The sequence below is a fragment of the Streptomyces sp. NPDC034049 genome (assembly GCF_055575575.1).
In genome coordinates, this window is sequence record NZ_JBVISJ010000008.1 from 1 (window position 1) to 17,222 (window position 17,222).

Annotated in this window: 15 protein-coding genes; 6 read left to right on the forward strand and 9 right to left on the reverse strand. The window is 71.4% G+C overall.

The features are described from left to right. Both ACZ52C_RS23105 and ACZ52C_RS23110 read left to right on the forward strand, forming a co-directional pair. Nucleotides 1–176, forward strand: a 176-nt coding sequence (locus tag ACZ52C_RS23105; RefSeq protein WP_469076829.1) for a rodlin, incomplete at its 5' end; no start/stop codon positions are given. A 130-nt stretch (nt 177–306) separates the two neighbouring features. Beyond that, the gene (locus ACZ52C_RS23110) at nt 307–711 is read left to right on the forward strand and encodes a rodlin (RefSeq protein ID WP_469076513.1); all 405 of its coding nucleotides are present in this window, start codon (nt 307–309) and stop codon (nt 709–711) included. Between the two features lie 85 nt (nt 712–796). Here the strand turns inward: ACZ52C_RS23110 and ACZ52C_RS23115 are convergent, their stop codons facing one another. Beyond that, complete coding sequence (locus ACZ52C_RS23115) at nt 797–2,722, reverse strand: AMP-dependent synthetase/ligase (protein ID WP_469076514.1); 1,926 nt, start codon at nt 2,720–2,722, stop codon at nt 797–799. 120 nt (nt 2,723–2,842) lie between these two features. Between ACZ52C_RS23115 and ACZ52C_RS23120 the strand changes: the two genes are divergently transcribed. Beyond that, the gene (locus tag ACZ52C_RS23120) at nt 2,843–3,481 is read left to right on the forward strand and encodes a chorismate mutase (RefSeq protein ID WP_469076515.1); all 639 of its coding nucleotides are present in this window, start codon (nt 2,843–2,845) and stop codon (nt 3,479–3,481) included. 86 nt (nt 3,482–3,567) lie between these two features. On the opposite strand, the gene ACZ52C_RS23125 is transcribed toward ACZ52C_RS23120, so the two are convergent. From ACZ52C_RS23125 to ACZ52C_RS23135, 3 genes are all read right to left on the reverse strand, one after another. Next, nucleotides 3,568–5,190, reverse strand: a complete 1,623-nt coding sequence (locus tag ACZ52C_RS23125) for a vWA domain-containing protein (protein ID WP_469076516.1) — start codon at nt 5,188–5,190, stop codon at nt 3,568–3,570. Nucleotides 5,191–5,359: 169 nt separating this feature from the next. Continuing rightward, on the reverse strand, nt 5,360–6,256 hold the full coding sequence (locus ACZ52C_RS23130) for an ABC transporter permease (protein ID WP_469076517.1): 897 nt from the start codon (nt 6,254–6,256) through the stop codon (nt 5,360–5,362). Continuing rightward, nucleotides 6,253–8,910, reverse strand: a complete 2,658-nt coding sequence (locus ACZ52C_RS23135) for an alpha/beta fold hydrolase (protein WP_469076518.1) — start codon at nt 8,908–8,910, stop codon at nt 6,253–6,255. Before ACZ52C_RS23135 ends, ACZ52C_RS23130 begins: the two co-directional genes overlap by 4 nt. 321 nt (nt 8,911–9,231) lie before the next feature. Here ACZ52C_RS23135 and ACZ52C_RS23140 point away from each other — a divergent pair, with 321 nt between their 5' ends. After that, nucleotides 9,232–9,408, forward strand: a complete 177-nt coding sequence (locus tag ACZ52C_RS23140; protein WP_469076519.1) for a hypothetical protein — start codon at nt 9,232–9,234, stop codon at nt 9,406–9,408. 90 nt (nt 9,409–9,498) lie between these two features. Here the strand turns inward: ACZ52C_RS23140 and mmsA are convergent, their stop codons facing one another. The 5 genes from mmsA to iolC form a co-directional block, all read right to left on the reverse strand. Then, nucleotides 9,499–11,001, reverse strand: a complete 1,503-nt coding sequence (gene mmsA, locus ACZ52C_RS23145) for a CoA-acylating methylmalonate-semialdehyde dehydrogenase (RefSeq protein ID WP_469076520.1) — start codon at nt 10,999–11,001, stop codon at nt 9,499–9,501. Between the two features lie 16 nt (nt 11,002–11,017). After that, nucleotides 11,018–12,919 (reverse strand): 3D-(3,5/4)-trihydroxycyclohexane-1,2-dione acylhydrolase (decyclizing), encoded by a 1,902-nt coding sequence (gene iolD, locus ACZ52C_RS23150; RefSeq protein ID WP_469076521.1) that lies wholly within the window; start codon nt 12,917–12,919, stop codon nt 11,018–11,020. Continuing rightward, a complete protein-coding gene (iolB, locus tag ACZ52C_RS23155; RefSeq protein WP_045557628.1) occupies nt 12,916–13,764 on the reverse strand; it encodes a 5-deoxy-glucuronate isomerase in 849 nt (282 codons plus the stop codon). The genes iolD and iolB overlap by 4 nt, the downstream gene beginning before the upstream one ends. A 7-nt stretch (nt 13,765–13,771) precedes the next feature. Beyond that, nucleotides 13,772–14,602, reverse strand: a complete 831-nt coding sequence (locus ACZ52C_RS23160; RefSeq protein WP_469076830.1) for a Cgl0159 family (beta/alpha)8-fold protein — start codon at nt 14,600–14,602, stop codon at nt 13,772–13,774. An 80-nt stretch (nt 14,603–14,682) separates the two neighbouring features. Next, entirely contained in the window at nt 14,683–15,633 is a 951-nt protein-coding gene (gene iolC, locus ACZ52C_RS23165; protein WP_469076522.1) for a 5-dehydro-2-deoxygluconokinase, read from the reverse strand. A gap of 125 nt (nt 15,634–15,758) precedes the next feature. On the opposite strand from iolC, the gene ACZ52C_RS23170 reads away from it, so the two are divergent. Both ACZ52C_RS23170 and ACZ52C_RS23175 read left to right on the forward strand, forming a co-directional pair. Then, nucleotides 15,759–16,676: a sugar phosphate isomerase/epimerase family protein gene (locus tag ACZ52C_RS23170; protein ID WP_045557631.1), complete on the forward strand. Its 918-nt coding sequence runs from the start codon at nt 15,759–15,761 to the stop codon at nt 16,674–16,676. A 326-nt stretch (nt 16,677–17,002) separates the two neighbouring features. Then, the gene (locus ACZ52C_RS23175) at nt 17,003–17,206 is read left to right on the forward strand and encodes a helix-turn-helix transcriptional regulator (RefSeq protein WP_060884633.1); all 204 of its coding nucleotides are present in this window, start codon (nt 17,003–17,005) and stop codon (nt 17,204–17,206) included. Nucleotides 17,207–17,222: the final 16 nt, after the last annotated feature.

The window sequence follows — 17,222 nt, forward strand, 5'->3', positions numbered from 1 at the left end:
TCGGGGGCATCGGGCTCATCGGCGTCGCCGCCCTCCAGGACGTGCCGATCCTCTCCGCCCCGCAGAACCAGCAGTGCACCGAGAACTCCACCCAGGCCAAGGGTGACGAGCCCCTGTCGCACATCCTGTCCGACATCCCGATCCTCTCGGACAACGGCAACGGCGGCGGCAGGTAACCTCCGCACCTCTGCACGACGATAAGCCGCCTATTGCGCCAATAGGGGCAATCTACGCAACCGTTGACCGGATGCCCTGTTGATCAGGGCGCAACTCCGCAACGGAGTCCGCTTTCCGAAGGGATCCAACATGAACAAGCTGTGGGCCACCGCGGCTGTTGCCGCTTCCATCGCCGGCCTCGGTGCCGCGACCGCGCCCCAGGCCCTCGCGGACGACGGTGGGACCACCTCGTTCAGCGGCAACGGTGCCAGCCAGGCGTTCGGCAACTCGGTGACCAAGGGCGACATGAGCCCGCAGCTCTCGCTGGTCCAGGGCTCGCTCAACAAGCCCTGCATCGGCCTGCCGGCCAAGCTCAACATCGGCGGCATCGGGGCCGTGGGCGTCGCCGCCCTCCAGGACGTGCCGATCCTCTCCGCCCCGCAGAACCAGCAGTGCACCGAGAACTCCACCCAGGCCAAGGGTGACGAGCCCCTGTCGCACATCCTGTCCGACATCCCGATCCTCTCGGACAACGGCAACGGCGGCGGCAAGTAGCCCCCACGCCACCACCGGGCAAAAGCGGGTCGCCGAGCATCGGCGGCCCGCTTTCATGTGCGGGGAGGGGCGTCACGCCCCCGGCTCACTTCCTGGCGTACAGCGACTCGATCGCCGCCGCGTACGCCGCCGTGACCGCGTGGCGTTTGACCTTCATGGACGGGGTGAGCAGGCCGTTCTCCTCGCTGAACTCGCCTTCCACCAGCTTGAACTCACGGATGGACTCGGCGCGGGAGACGGCCTGGTTGGCGTAGTCGACGGCCTGTTGGACGTCGGCGCGCATCCGGGGGTCGGTGACGATCTCGGAGAGCGGGGTGTCCGGGGACATGCCGCGGACGTGCAGCCAGTGGGTGACGTCCTCGGGGTCGAGGGTGATGAGGGCGGCGACGAAGGGGCGGTTGTCGCCGACGACCATGCACTGCCCGACCGGAGGGCGGCTGCGCAGCCGGTCCTCCAGGACGGCCGGGGAGACGTTCTTGCCGCCGGAGGTGACGAGGATGTCCTTCTTGCGTCCGGTGATGGTGAGGTAGCCGTCGTCGTCGAGGGCGCCGAGGTCGCCGGTGGCGAACCAGTCGTCGGTGAGGGCGGCGTCGGTGGCGAGCGGGTTGTTCCAGTACGTGCCGAAGACGATGGCGCCCTTGATGAGGACCTCCCCGTCGTCGGCGATGCGGACCGCGGTGCCGGGAACGGGTTGGCCGACCGTGCCGGGGCGTGGCCCGAGCGGCGGCACGATGGTGGCGGCGGCGGTGGTCTCGGTGAGGCCGTAGCCCTCGTAGACGATGATCCCGGCGGCGTAGAAGAACAGGTTGAGGTCGCGGTCGAGGGGGGAGCCGCCGCTGATGGCGTACCGCATGCGGCCGCCGAGCTCCTTGCGGACGCGGCGGTAGACCAGCAGGTCGTACAGGGCCCAGGCGGCGTACAGGCCGGGGGTCGGGCCGGGGCCCCGGTCCAGGAACTTGTCCAGGTGGGCGCGGGCGAAGCGGACGCCGAGGCGGTGGGCGCGGTCGAAGGAGGCGCCCCGGCCGAGGCGTTCGGCGGTGGCGCGGCCGGTGGCGTGGATCCGCTCGAAGAGGTACGGGACGCCGACCAGGAAGGTGGGGCGGAACTTCTTGAGCGCGGGCCGCAGTTCGTCGGGCTTGATGCTCGGGCAGTGGCCGATCTCGATGCGGGCCATGAGACAGGCGATCTGGATGGTGCGGCCGAGGATGTGGGCGAGCGGGAGGAAGAGGAGCGTGGAGGCGACCTGCCCGGAGATCTCCTTGAAGATCGGGTGGAGCAGTTCGACCGTGTTGGCGGCCTCCGCGTGGAGGTTGGCGTGGGTGAGGACGCAGCCCTTGGGGCGGCCGGTGGTGCCGGAGGTGTAGCAGATGGTCGCCGCCGTGTCGGGCGTGAGGGCGGCGCGGCGCTTGGTGACCTCGTCGTCGGGGACACCCCGGCCCAGGTCGGCGAGGTGGGCGAGGGCCTCCCGGTCGATCTGCCAGACGTGCGGGGGCTGGGAGTGGCGGGCGGTGGCGGTGGCGACGGCCTCCGCGTTCTCGGGGGTCTCCACCACCACGAATCGGCAGCCCGAGTCACGGACGATCCACTCGATCTGGTCCGGCGAGGACGTGGCGTAGACGGGGACGGACTGGCCGCCCGCCGCCCAGACGGCGAAGTCGACGACGGTCCACTCGTAGCGGGTGCGGGACATCACCGCCACCCGGCCGCCGGGTTCGAGGCCGGCGGCGATCAACCCCTTGGCGGTGGCGGCGACTTCACGGGCGAAGGCGGTGGCGGTGACCGGGTGCCAGGTGCCGTGGCGGTCGGTGCGGCGCAGGACGACGGCGTCCGGGGCCTCCGTCGCGTTGCGGAAGGGAAGATCGGCGATGCTGCCGCTGGTGGGGGGCGAGGCGAGGGCGGGTGTGCGTGCCTCACGGACGACTCCCCGCGCGTCCTTGACGACCTCGACCTCGACCCGGTCGAGCAGGGCGCCGCGCTGCTTCGCCCGGTTCAGGTCCTTGCGTACGCCCATCACGGCTCCCGAGGCCGACTCCTACATTACTGGCGAGTCAACTTACTCGTAAGTAAGAGATTTTCAAGGGTTTCGCCCGACTCCGGGGGGCGACTGAGGCACGTGTGATACCCGTGGATCATGCGCCCCCCACGCCTCAGGTCCGTCCTGATATCCGTCATGTCCGTCTGCGTCTCGTCCGCCGTGGTGCTGACCGGTGTCGCACCGGCCGCCGCCGATTCCTCGTCCACTCCCCCTCGTACGGTCGCGGGCGCCCGGTCGCTCACCGTGCTGACCGATCTGTTCGCCGAGCGGCTGCTCGTGGCGGACAAGGTCGCGGCGGCGAAGTACGGGACCGCCACGCCGATCGACGATCCCGTGCGGGAGAAGGCGATCCTGGACGACGTGGCGGCGCGGGCCGTCGGGCTCGGCCTCGATCCGGACGCCGTCACCGCGGTCTTCCGGGACCAGATCGAGGCCAACAAGCTGGTGCAGCGCGGTCTTTACGCACGGTGGGACGCGCACCCCGAGGAGCGGCCCACCGCGCGGCCCGATCTGGTGAAGGAGGTGCGGCCGGTGCTCGACCGGATCACCACCGAGGTGCTGAGCGCGCTCCGGGAGACGGAGTCGTCGCGGGCCGGGGCGTCGTGCGGGCCCCGGCTGCGGGTGGCGGCGGTGCGGTCCGCGGTCGAACACCGGCTGGACCGGCTGCACGGGGAGGGGCTGGCGCGGGCGCTGCCCTCGGCCTGCGCGCCGAGGTCCTACGCCGTCAGCCCCTGACCCCGTCCGGTTTGCGGTCCGCCAGGTTCCGGCCCGTCAGTTCCTGACCCATCAGGCCCTACCCAACAGGCCCTACCCAACAGGTCCTAACCCATCAGGTCCTCCGCCGTCCTGATCGCCTCGGCCAGGGCGCGGAGGTCCTTGTCCTCGCGGTCCCTCGCCAGATCGTCCGCCCGGTGGCCCAGCCGGCTCAGCGAGGGGCGGGCCGGGAGGTCGGTCCGGCCGTCCTCCTGGCGGAGCGCGTCGGCGAAGTACGCGGCCACGGCGGCGACCTGGAGACCGTACGGTGCGGAGGTCCACAGGCCGCCGTGGAGGTCCGAGGCCTCCAGGCCGGCCGATTCCTCGTGCGGGGTCCGGGTGTCGGGGTCGAGCCAGCGGACGGTGGCGGTGGCGAGATGACCGGCGTCGGCGCCGTCCTCGGTGCGGACGGCGTAGAGGGCGGTGACCGTGTGGCCGGGGCCGACCTCGCCGCCGTCGACGCGGTCGTCGCGGAAGTCCTCGTCGGCGACCTGCCGGTTGTCGTAGCCGATCAGGCGGAACTCCTCGACCGTCGCCGGGTCGAAGGAGACCTGGACCTTGGCGTCGCGGGCGGTGAGGTCGACGTGGCGCGGGAGTTCCTCGCAGAAGACCTCCTCGGCCTCCTCCTCGGTGGAGACGTAGGTGGTGTGGCCGTCGCCCCGGTCGGCGAGCTGTTCCATGAGGCCGTCGCCGTAGTCGCTGCCGACACCGACGCCGAAGAGGGTGATGCCGTGTTCGCGGCGTTCGCCGGCGATGCGTTCGAGGATGGTGTCGGCGTCGGTGGCGCCGGTGTTGGCGAGGGCGTCGGAGAGCAGGACGACCCGGTTCGTCGCGCCCTTGCGCAGGCCCTCGACGGCGGTCTCGTAGCCGGTCTCGACGCCCGCCGCGAGGTTGGTGGAGTCGGTGGGCTCCAGGCTGTCGACCGCTTCCAGGACCTCGTCCCGGTCCTCGTCGAGGCGGGTCATCGGCAGCACGGTCTCGGCCTCGTCGCTGAAGGTGACGATGGCGACCGAGTCGTCGTCGCGCAGCCGCTTCGTCATCGTGCGCAGGGCGTCCTGGGCGAGGTCGAGGCGGCCCGGTTCGGCCATGGAGCCGGAGACGTCGATGACGAAGGTGAGGGCGGCGGGCGGGCGTTCGCGATCGCCCCCGGCGGCCCGGGTGGCGAGGCCGACACGGACCAGGGACCAGGGTCCGTCCTCGCCGGTGGTGCGGGCGCCGTCGACGGTCACCGAGAAGCCGTCGCCGTCGGGGCGTTCGTAGTCCTGGCGGAAGCTGTTGACGAACTCCTCCGGGCGGACGGTCGACGGGTCGGGCAGGCTGCCGTCGGCCAGGGTGCGGCGGGCGTAGCCGTAGGAGGCGGTGTCGACGTCGAGGGCGAAGGTGGACAGGTGGTCCTCGGGGGTGGGTGCGATGTCCCGGGACTCCTCGTCCCCCTCCCGCTGTTCACGGGGGCCGTCGGGGGCGGGGGCCGGGAAGCCGTCCGCCTTGCCGCCGTTCCCTCCCCGGTCGTACGAGGAGGAGTTGCCCCCGTCACCGCTGTTCCCGCAGCCGGTGAGGAGCAGGGCGCAGGCCGCGCCCAGGGCGATGAGCGCGGTGCCGGTCCGTCGTCGTGCCGTCCGCCTCGATTCCGCCGGCCTCGATTCCGCCGGCCTCGTCGTCGGCGTGCTCCTGCGATAGCGGTACGTGTGCATCCGGGCCCCCTAGCCACGTCGTCCGTCGCCTTGTCGTGGGTTCTCGCAGGCGACTGTTGTGACTGTGACGGTGGTGGGGGCCCGGATGTGCGCCACGGGGAGTTGCGGATGCGTCTCGAAGCGGCCACGGCGGGGGCCCGTCGAGACCGGTCGGTGATCCTCCGTTGACCTAGGAGACGACGTCCTTGCGGCCGAAACCCCTGAAGGCCAGGGCGAACAGGATCAGGGCGTACGTTATCGAGATCGAGACGCCCTGGATCATGTCGGTGTACTCGGGCTGGGGGCGGACGACGTCCAGCCAGGCGTACTGCCAGTGCGCGGGCAGGAAGTCGCGCCAGTCACCGAGGGCGGTCACCGAGTCGAGCACATTGCCGACGATGGTGAGGCCGACGGCGCCGCCGACCGCGCCCAGCGGCGCGTCGGTCCGGGTGGACAGCCAGAACGCCATACCGGCGGTGACCAGTTGGGACACGAAGATGTACGCCACGGTGATCACCAGGGCCTGCGCGGCGGCACCCGCGGCGAGTTCACCACCGGTCGGCAGCTCCAGCGGGCCCCAGCCGTAGGCGGCGGTGCCGACAGCGAGGGCGACGACCGGCAGCAGCACCAGCGCGGCGAGGCTGAGGGTGAGGCCGACGACGAGCTTGGACCACAGCAGCCGGGCGCGGGGCACGGGCGCGGCGAGGAGATAGCGCAGGGAGGACCAGCTGGCCTCCGAGGCGACCGTGTCGCCGCAGAACAGCGCGACGGGGATGACGAGGAGGAAGCCCGCCGCGGCGAAGAGGTTCACCGCGGCGAAGTTCGCGCCGGACGCCGTCGCCGTGTCCATCAGGTTGACCCGGTTGTTGCCCTCGCCGGGCGAGCCGCCGACCTGGAAGGCGATCAGCAGCACGAGGGGCAGGGCGAACAGGATGCCGCCCATGACCATCGTGCGCCGGCGCTTCAGCTGGCGGACCAGCTCGACCCGCAGCGGGAGGGTGCGGCCGGCGCGGTAGCCGTCGGCGACCTCGACGGGCCGCGCGGAGTCGGGTTGTGCGTGCTCGGCACGCTCGGCCAGCGTGCTCATGCGGACTCTCCGATCAGGGTGAGGAAGGCGTCTTCGAGGCGGCGGTGGGGGCCGACCGACGCCACGGGGACCTCCAGCCGTACGAGGTCGGCGACCAGGCGCCGGGCGCTGCCGTCGGCGTCGAGGCGGACCACCAGTCCGTCGTCGGCGCGGACGGCCGAGTCGACGCCCGGCAGGGCGGCGATCTTCTCGACGACCGGCTCGTCCACGGGCTCGGACGTGCCGATCAGCAGCGTGTCGCCGGAGCCGACGATCTCGCTCACGGGGCCCGCCTGGACGAGCTGCCCGTGGTCCATGACGACCAGATGCGTACAGGTCTGCTCGACCTCCGCCAGCAGGTGGCTGGAGACGATGACCGTGCGGCCGGCGGCCGCGTACCGGATCATGACCTCGCGCATTTCGCGGATCTGCGGCGGGTCGAGTCCGTTGGTCGGCTCGTCGAGGATGAGCAGGTCGGGCAGGCCGAGCATGGCCTGGGCGATGGCCAGGCGCTGGCGCATGCCCTGGGAGTAGGTGCGGACCGCGCGGGCCAGGGCGTCGCCGAGTCCGGCGATCTCCAGGGCCTCGTCGAGGTGCGCGTCCTCGGCGGGGCGGCCGGTGGCGGCCCAGTACAGCTCCAGGTTCTCGCGGCCGGAGAGGTGCGGGAGGAAGCCCGCGCCCTCGACGAACGCGCCGACCCGGGAGAGGACCGGGGCGCCCGGCACGATCGCGTGTCCGAAGACCCGGATCCGGCCGCCGTCGGGCTGGATCAGGCCCATCAGCATGCGCAGGGTGGTCGTCTTGCCCGCGCCGTTCGGCCCGAGCAGGCCGAGGACCTGGCCCTTCTCGACACGGAAGGAGAGGTCGCGGACGCTGTAGCGGTCGCCGTTCTTGTACTTCTTGCTGAGGTCGGTGATCTCCAGCGGGACCTCGGCGAGCGCCGGGTCGGGGGCCGGGGTGACGATCCGGCGGCGGCCGGTGACCAGCAGGACGGCGGCGATCACGGCGCCGGCGATGGGCAGGTACCAGACCCAGGCGGGCAGCGCGTCCGCGCGGTCGGCCCGGCCGAGCGGCGTGGGCACCTCCAGGTCGCCCTTGAGGGAGACGGTGTACGTCGCCGGGGTCGTCGGAGAGGCGTAGCCGAGGTCGGTGGAGGCGAGGACCAGGCGCAGGCTGTGGCCGTCGTCGAGTTCGTGGTCGATGGCCGGGAGGGTGAGACGGACGTCCTTGCCGGACTTGGCGCCCTCGACGCGCAGGGGTTCGACGAGCTGGGAGGGCAGGACCTGGGACCTGCCGTCCGGGCCGACGTCGTACACCTTGGCGAAGAGGACGGCGTCGTCGCTGGTCGACTTGACGTGGACCGTGGCCGTGGGCGAGCCGGTGATCTGGAGGTCGTCGGCGACGGGCTTCGACTGGAACGCGGCGGACTGGCCGGGGAAGTCCAGGGAGATGCTGACGCCGAGCGAGGAGAGCTGGGCGAGGCCGCCGCCGGCGCCGAGGCCGGGGAGGGCGGAGATACCGGGCGGGTTGGCGCCGGCCGGGTTCTCGAAGCTCTGCTCACGGCCGGCGAGGGCGATCTTCGTGGGGTCGCTCTCCAGGCCCGGGTAGGTGTCGTCGGTGGTGCCGGCGAGGCGGGGCTCGCCGTCGCCGGAGCCGGTGCCGAGGGTGCGGGTGACGCGGAAGGCGGAGCCGGTGTCGGCGCCCTTGTCGTCCTTGAGGTAGCGGTCGAACCAGGCGGCCGTCCGGGCCTGGACCCGGCTGGTCTCCATGTCGCCGCCGTCGTGGCCGCCGGAGATCCAGTCGACGTCCACGGGGGCTCCGTTGGCCTTGATCGCCTTGGCGGCGGCGTCGGCCTGGCCGAGCGGGAAGAGGGAGTCGGTCTGGCCCTGCATCAGCAGGGTGGGCACCTTGATGCGGTCGCCGACGGCCTCGGGGCTGCGTGCGGCGAGCAGCTTCACGGCCTCCGCGTCGGGTCGTCCCGACTCGGCGACGCGCTGGTACATCTCGCACAGCTGGGGCTCGAACTTCTCGCAGCCGCCGCCGGTGTTGACGAAGAGCCCGGCCCACAGCTTCTTGAAGACGCCGTTCGGGAAGAGGGCGTCCGCCAGGTTCCAGTACGTGATCGCGGGCGCGATGGCGTCGACGCGGTCGTCGTACCCGGCGGTCAGCAGGGCGATCGCTCCGCCGTAGGAGGCGCCCGCCATGCCGAGGCGGGGGTCGCCCTTCTTGTCGAGCTGCACCTCGGGGCGTTTCGCCAGCCAGTCGATCAGCTTCGAGACGTCGGCGACCTCGCCCTCGGGGTCGTTGAGTCCGATCTTGCCGGTCGACTTGCCGAAGCTGCGGGCGGACCAGGTCAGCACCGCGTAGCCGTCGCGGGCGAGGGCCTCGGCCTGCTCGCGGACGTCGTTCTTGCTGCCGCCGAAGCCGTGGCCGAGCAGGACGGCCGGGCGGCGGCCGTCACCGCCGGAGGTGAAGTACGAGGTGTCGATGCGCACGCCCTCGGCCGTCTCCATGGCCTGGTCGGCGCGGGTCACCGGCGCCGCCTCGTCCGAGGCGGTGGCCGTCCAGGTGCCCGCGCCGGCGAGCACGACGACGGCGGCCGCGGCGGCGATGGCGCGCCTCGGCCTCCGCCGGAGCGCTCCGCGCAGGCGCGGCCCGGTCAGTCGAAGATCCATGCGTCAACGGTACGGGGCCCCCACCGTGCCCCAGGGCCCCCTGAGGGGGGAAGAGTGGGACATCCCACGGTCGTACGGGGGGAATTCGGCATACAGCGGGTGCGGTATGCGGGGGCGGGGGGCGGCCTCGACAGCAACCTGACAAGTCGGATCCGCCGGGGGCGCGGGGCGGCTGACCGTCAGCCCTTCAGTTCGGGGTCGAGCCCGCCCAGGTGCGACAGGACGAGAGTTACTTGAAGTTTCACATTGACTTGTGGGGCAGTGATCCAACAAGCTGATGATCTATCGCAACCCCCACTGCGCGAAGGGACCAACGCAGCGATGCAACGACTCATCACCAAGGCCCTGACCACGGCCGTGGCCGCCGCCGCCCTGATCGCCACAGCCGTCGGCATCACCTCCGCCGACACCGGCCGGACGCCGTCGAACGGTCACTCCGTCTCGGCGGCGTGCTGGCCGAACACCCCGTGCTGGAAGGATTGGGACGACAGGGGCTAGACCGGCGGCACGGTCGGCTCCGCCGACCGCCCGGGTGGCGTGACAGAGGGGGCGGCCGGTGCACGGCCGCCCCCTCTGTCACAACAGGGCTCAGTGGTTGCGCGGGAAGCCCAGGTCGACTGCCGACGGGCCGTCGGCCGGGTCGGGCCAGCGGGTGGTGACCACCTTGCCGCGGGTGTAGAAGTGGGTGCCGTCGTTGCCGTAGATGTGGTGGTCTCCGAAGAGGGAGTCCTTCCAGCCGCCGAAGCTGTGGTAGCCGACGGGGACCGGGATCGGGACGTTGACGCCGACCATGCCGGCCTCGACCTCCAGCTGGAAGCGGCGGGCGGCGCCGCCGTCGCGGGTGAAGATCGCGGTGCCGTTGCCGAAGGGGGAGGCGTTGATGAGGGCGATGCCCTCGTCGTAGGTGTCGACGCGCAGGACGGTCAGCACCGGGCCGAAGATCTCGTCCTGGTACGCCTTCGCGGACGTGGGCACCTTGTCCAGCAGCGAGATGCCGATCCAGTGGCCGTCCTCGTAGCCGTCGACCGTGAAGCCGGTGCCGTCCAGGACGACCTCGCAGCCCTCGGCCGCCGCGCCCTCGACGTACGACGCCACCTTGTCACGGTGCACGGCCGTGATCAGCGGGCCCATCTCCGAGGTCGGGTCGTTGCCGGGGCCGATCTTGATCTTCTCGGCGCGCTCGCGGATCTTCTCCACCAGTTCGTCGCCGATCGCGCCCACGGCCACGACCGCCGAGATCGCCATGCAGCGCTCGCCCGCCGAGCCGTACGCCGCCGAGACCGCCGCGTCGGCCGCCGCGTCCAGGTCCGCGTCCGGGAGGACCAGCATGTGGTTCTTGGCGCCGCCGAGGGCCTGGACGCGCTTGCCGTTCGCCGAGGCCGTGGTGTGGATGTAGCGGGCGATCGGGGTCGAGCCGACGAAGGAGACGGCCTTGACGTCCGGGTGCTCCAGCAGGCGGTCGACGGCCACCTTGTCGCCGTGGACGACGTTGAAGACGCCGTCCGGGAGACCGGCTTCCGCCAGCAGCTCCGCGATCTTGATCGACGCCGACGGGTCCTTCTCCGACGGCTTCAGGACGAACGTGTTGCCGGTCGCGATGGCGATCGGGAACATCCACATCGGGACCATCGCCGGGAAGTTGAACGGCGTGATGCCCGCGACGACACCCAGCGGCTGGCGGATCGAGGAGACGTCCACCCGGCTGGCGACCTGCGTGGACAGCTCGCCCTTCAGCTGCACGTTGATGCCGCAGGCCAGGTCGACGATCTCCAGGCCGCGCGCGACCTCGCCGAGCGCGTCGGAGTGCACCTTGCCGTGCTCGGCGGTGATCAGCTCCGCGATCGCGTCCCGGTTGGCGTCGAGCAGCGCGCGGAAGCGGAACAGGATCTCCGTGCGCTTGGCCAGCGAGGACTGGCCCCAGGTGGCGAAGGCCTCCTTGGCGGTGCGGACCGCCGCGTCGACCTCGTCGACGGTCGCGAAGGCGACCTTGGTGGTGACCGCGCCGGTCGCCGGGTCCGTGACCGGCCCGAACGTACCCGACGCGCCTTCGACGGTCTTGCCGCCGATCCAGTGGTTGACGATCTTCGTCATTCCAGAAACTCCTTGCTTACAGATGGCGGCGTCGGGTTGAGACGTGCCGGTCGTACTCCTCGCGTGCCTTGACCGCGGACGCGCGGGTCGCGGTCTCGGCCACAGGTACATCCCACCAGGCCTGCGCGGGAGGCGGGCCCGACACTGTGTCTGCCGTTTGGGTCTCCACGTAGACACAAGTGGGAGTGTCGGCCGCCCGCGCCTCGGCGAGGGCGGCGCGCAGCTCACGGACGGTCTTGGCGCGCAGCACGCGCATGCCGAGACTGGCCGCGTTGGCGGCGAGGTCCACGGGCAGCGGGGCGCCCGTGAACGTGCCGTCGTCGGGGTTGCGGTGCCGGTAGGCGGTGCCGAACCGCTCACCGCCGACCGACTCCGAGAGGCCGCCGATGGAGGCGTACCCGTGGTTCTGCACCAGCAGCACCTTGATCGGGACGTTCTCCTGCACGGCCGTGACGATCTCGGTCGGCATCATCAGATACGTGCCGTCGCCGACCAGCGCCCACACCGGGCGCCCGGGAGCGGCCAGCCGGACACCGATCGCGGCCGGGATCTCGTACCCCATGCAGGAGTAGCCGTACTCCAGGTGGTACTGGTCCCGCGACCGTGTCCGCCACAGTTTGTGCAGGTCACCGGGGAGGGAACCGGCCGCGTTGATGAGGATGTCGGACTCGTCGACGAGCTCGTCGAGGAGGCCGAGGACCTGGGCCTGGGTGGGCCGGGTGTCCGGTTCGTCGGCCTCGTAGCAGGCGTCGACGCGGTGCTCCCAGCGCTGCTTGTCCTCCGTGTACTCGGCGACGTACCCGTCCGCGACCCGGTGGCCGTGCACCTCCAGCGCCTCGGAGAGCGCTTCGAGACCCGCCCGCGCGTCCGCGATCAGCGGCAGACCGGAGAGCTTGTGGCCGTCGTAGGGCGCGATGTTGAGGTTGAGGAAGCGGACGCCGTCGGCGGCGAAGAGGGTGTTCGAGGCCGTGGTGAAGTCCGTGTACCGGGTGCCGACGCCGATCACCAGGTCGGCGGTGCGGGCGAGTTCGTTCGCGGTCGCGGTGCCGGTGTGGCCGATGCCGCCCACGTCCTGCGGGTGGTCGAAGCGGAGGGAGCCCTTGCCGGCCTGGGTGGAGGCGACGGGGATGCCGGTGGCGTCGGCGAGTTCGGCGAGCGCCTCCTCCGCGCGGGCGTGGTGGACGCCGCCACCGGCGACGATCAGCGGGCGGCGGGCCGCGCGGATCGCGTCGATCGCGGTGGCCAGTTCGGCGACGTCCGCCGCGGGGCGGCGCACGGTCCAGGTCCGCTCGGCGAAGAACTCCTCCGGCCAGTCGTACGCCTCCGCCTGCACGTCCTGCGGCAGGGCGAGGGTCACCGCGCCCGTCTCGACGGGGTCCGTGAGCACGCGCATCGCCTGGAGCGCGGCCGGGATCAGCGCCTCGGGGCGGGTGATCCGGTCGAAGTACCTGGACACCGGGCGCAGGGTGTCGTTGACGCTGATGTCGCCCGCGTAGGGCACTTCGAGCTGCTGGAGGACCGGGTCGGCCGGGCGGGTGGCGAAGATGTCGCCGGGGAGCAGCAGGACCGGCAGGTGGTTGATGGTGGCGAGGGCGGCGCCGGTGACCAGGTTGGTGGCGCCGGGGCCGATGGACGTCGTCACCGCGTGCGTCGACAGCCGGTTCGACTGGCGGGCGTAGCCGACGGCCGCGTGCACCATCGACTGCTCGTTGCGGCCCTGGAGGTAGGGCATGTCGTCGGCGTACTCGACCAGCGCCTGGCCGAGGCCCGCGACGTTGCCGTGGCCGAAGATGCCCCAGGTGGCGCCGATCAGTCGCCGCCGCTCGCCGTCGCGCTCGGTGTACTGGGCGGACAGGAAGCGGACGAGCGCCTGGGCGACCGTGAGCCGTGTGGTGGCCGTGGTCGAGGTCGGGCTCATCGGTAGCCCTCCGTGTGGTCGGGGTGGAAGCAGATCTGCCACTTCCGCTCGGGGCCGGGGCCCGCCATCACGTTCAGGTAGTACATGCTGTGGCCGGGCTGGGCGATGGACGGGCCGTGCCAGCCGTCGGGCACGAGCACCGTGTCACCGGAACGGACCTCGGCGAGCACCTCGGCGCCGCCCTCGCGGGAGGGCGACACCCGCTGGTAGCCGAAGCCGTGCGGGCCGTCGATCTCGAAGTAGTAGATCTCCTCCAGCTCGGTCTCCTCCCCCGGCCGGTTCTCGTCGTGCTTGTGCGGCGGGTACGAGGACCAGTTGCCACCGGGGGTGATGACCTCGACGGTGATCAGCTTGTCGCACTCGAAGGCGTCGGCGGAGGCGAAGTTGCGCACCTGGCGGGCGCAGGTGCCGCTGCCCCGGTCCTCCACGGGGACCTCCGGCGCGGGGCCGTAACGAGCGGGGAGTCGTCGCTCGCACTTCGCTCCTGCCAAAGCGAAGCGGCCTCCCGCGCCGGAGGCGATCTGTACCCGGGCGTCACGGGGCGCGTACACGAAGTCGGAGACTCCGGCGAACACGCTCTCCCTGCCCAGGATTTCGAACTCGGTGCTGCCGCCACCGTCTGAATTGCCCGGTTCCTCCGACACCTGAACCGTACAACCGCCGCTCAGGGACAGCACGATCCATTCACTGTCCTCGGTCGCGAACGTGTGCGAGCCACCCGGCTCCAACTCCACGACGCGCAGGCTGCTGTGGGTCCAGCCGGCCCGCTTCGGGTCGATGTCCACGGCGTACCGGGCGTTCGCGGTGGCGCCCTTGGGTACGTACAGCTCGGTCTTCTGTGTCATGCGGCCCTCACAACAGTCCGACGGCGGTGTCCACGGCGGCGGTCACGTCGTCGTCCGCCGGGTAGAGCAGCGAGCGGCCGACCACCAGGCCCTGCACGGTGGGCAGTTGCAGCGCGCCGCGCCACTTCTCGTACGCGCCCTCCTGGTCCTCGCCGACGTCGCCGCCGAGCAGGACGGCGGGCAGCGTCGAGGTCTCCATCACGCGGGCCATGTCGTCGGGGTTCTCGGTGACGGGCACCTTCAGCCAGGTGTACGCCGAACTGCCGCCGAGGCCCGCCGCTATGGCGATCGACCTGGTGACCGCCTCGGCGCTCAGGTCGTTCCTGACCTTGCCGGTGGCCGGGTCGCGGCGGCTGATGAACGGCTCGACGAACACCGGGAGTCGGCGCTCGGCCATGGCGTCCACGGCACGGGCGGTGGACTCCAGGGTGGTGAGCGAGCCCGGGTCGTCGTAGTCGACGCGCAGCAGGAGCTTGCCGGCGTCGAAGCCGAGGCGCTCCATGTCCTCGGGGCGGTGGCCGGTGAAGCGGTCGTCCAGTTCGAAGCTGGCGCCCGCGAGACCGCCCCGGTTCATCGAGCCCATGACGACCTTGCCGTCGAGGGCGCCGAGGAGGAGAAGATCGTCGAGGATGTCGGCGGTCGCGAGGACGCCGTCCACGCCGGGGCGGGACAGCGCCAGGCACAGTCGTCCGAGGAGGTCGGCGCGGTTCGCCATGGCGAGCTTGCGGTCGCCGACGGAGAGCGCGCCACGGGCCGGGTGGTCGGCGGCGACGATCATCAGCCGGCCGGAGTCGCCGATCAGGGGGCGCCGGACGCGGCGGGCGGCGGCCTCGGCGATCGCCTCGGGGTGGTGGACCCGGGTGCGGACGAGGGCGGAGACGTCGACGGGGCCGAGGGGGCCGGCTTGGCGGGTGGAGGTCACAGCACCGCTCCCGCCGCGACCGCTGTCTCGATCTCTTCCACGGTCGGCATCGCGGAGGAGCACTCCAGACGGGAGGCGACGATCGCGCCGGCCGCGTTGGCGTACCGCATGATCTTCTCCAGGTCCCAGCCTTCGAGCAGGCCGTGGCAGAGGGAGCCGCCGAAGGCGTCACCGGCGCCGAGGCCGTTGAGGACGTTCACGGGCAGCGGCGGGACCTCGGCGGACTCGCCCTTGCTGTTGACCGCGAGGACCCCCTTGGGGCCCTGCTTGACGACCGCCAGTTCGACGCCGACGTCGAGCAGCGCGCGGGCGGCGGCCTGCGGCTCACGGACACCGGTGGCGACCTCGACCTCGTCCAGGTTGCCGACGGCGACGGTGGTGTGCCGCAGGGCCTCCTCGTAGAACGGGCGGGCCTCGGCCGGGTCCTTCCAGAACATGGGGCGCCAGTCGAGGTCGAAGACCGTCGTGCCGGCCCTGGCGCGGTGGGCGAGCGCGGCGAGCGTCGCCGTGCGGCTGGGCTCCTCGCTCAGGCCCGTGCCGGTCACCCAGAAGATCCGGGTTCCGGCGATCGCGTCGAGGTCGAGCTCGTGGGCGTCGATCTCCAGGTCGGGCGCCTTGGGGCGGCGGTAGAAGTAGAGCGGGAAGTCGTCCGGGGGGAAGACCTCGCAGAAGGTGATCGGGGTCGCGAGGCCCGGCACCGGGGTGACCCAGCGGTCGTCCACCCCGAAGTCGCGCAGCGCCTGGTGGAGGTAGTCGCCGAACGGGTCCTCGCCGGTGCGGGTGATGACGACGGTGGAGCGGCCGAGACGGGACGCGGCCACCGCGACGTTCGTCGCCGATCCGCCGAGGAACTTCCCGAAGGACGTCACCTGCGGCAGCGGGACCCCCGTCTGCAACGGGTAGAGATCCACACCGATCCGCCCCATGGTGATCAGGTCGTACGCCATCGAGTTCCCTTCACGCGCCGGTTCCCGTCAAGGTCTAGTCGCGCGGGAGCGACCCTGTCAATACTTTGTCCAGACATTCGGACTACCTATTGACACCCTCAGCTCCGGGGCTGAAGCTGACTCCCATGACGTCGTTGTCACCTCAGTCCTCACTCTCGCGCATCCGAGTCGGCTCGGCGCCCGACTCCTGGGGCGTCTGGTTCCCCGACGACCCCCAGCAGGTCCCCTGGCAGCGCTTCCTCGACGAGGTCGCCGCTTCCGGCTACGAGTGGATCGAGCTGGGCCCGTACGGCTATCTGCCGACCGACCCGGCGGTCCTCGCCGAGGAGACGGCCAAACGCGGCCTGAAAGTGTCGGCCGGCACCGTCTTCACCGGCCTGCACCACGGTCCGGACGTCTGGGAGAAGACCTGGGCGCACGTGGCCGACAACGCGGTCCTCGCACAGGCCATGGGTGCCAAGCACCTCGTCGTCATCCCGTCGTTCTGGCGGGACGACAAGACGGGCAAGGTGCTGGAGCCCAGCGAACTGACCGTCGAGCAGTGGCGTCACCTCACGCAGCTGACCGAGCGGCTCGGGCGCGAGGTGCGGGAGAAGTACGGCCTCCAGATCGTCGTCCACCCGCACGCCGACACCCACATCGACAGCGAGGAGAACGTCGTCCGCTTCCTGGACGGCACCGATTCCTCGGTGGTGTCGCTCTGCCTCGACACCGGGCACTACGCCTACTGCGGCGGCGACAGCGTCAAGCTGATCGAGACCTACGGCGAGCGCATCGGGTATCTGCACCTCAAGCAGGTCGACCCCGAGATCCTGGCCGACGTGCGGGCGAACGAGGTCCCGTTCGGGCCGGCCGTCGCCCGGGGCGTGATGTGCGAGCCGCCGAAGGGTGTGCCCGAGCTGGGGCCGGTGCTGGCCGCCGCCGCGAAGCTGGACGTGGACCTGTTCGCGATCGTCGAGCAGGACATGTACCCGTGCGAGCCGGACGCTCCGCTGCCGATCGCCCAGCGGACGCGGGCGTTTCTCAGGTCCTGCGGGGCGTGACGGTTGGCGTGCCCGGAAGGGGCTGGGGCTGCGGGACGTTCGAGGCCGCGGGTTCGTCGTGGCTGGTCGCGCAGTTCCCCGCGCCCCTGAAGGGCGCGGCTGTCGGGCCCCGTCATGCACTGCTCGGCACTTGTGTCACAAAAGTTCCCCTTCTGTCACGTGTGTCACGTGTACGCGGGTCTTCCGTCACACGTGACACACGAGGGCTCGCTTCGATCACTGAGGGTCGTTGACCGGTCACAGATTTGTGAATCGCCAGCGCAGCGCCCGGCTCCCCCTACGGCCTTCCCGGCCGCCGCCGTGGTGCGCGCAGGGAGGTGCCACTGATGACGACCGACCGACTTCTCTGGTCGTACAAGGACATCGCGGCGCACATCCGTGTGCAGCCCGACACCGTCCGCTCCTACCGCAAACACGGGCTGCTGCCGCCGCCGGACCACGTGGAGAGCGGCAAGCCCTACTGGTACGCCGACACCATCCGCGCCTGGGTCGCCTCCAGACCGGGCAACCGGGGGCGGAAGGTCGAGTGAGGCGGTCCCTCGTCGC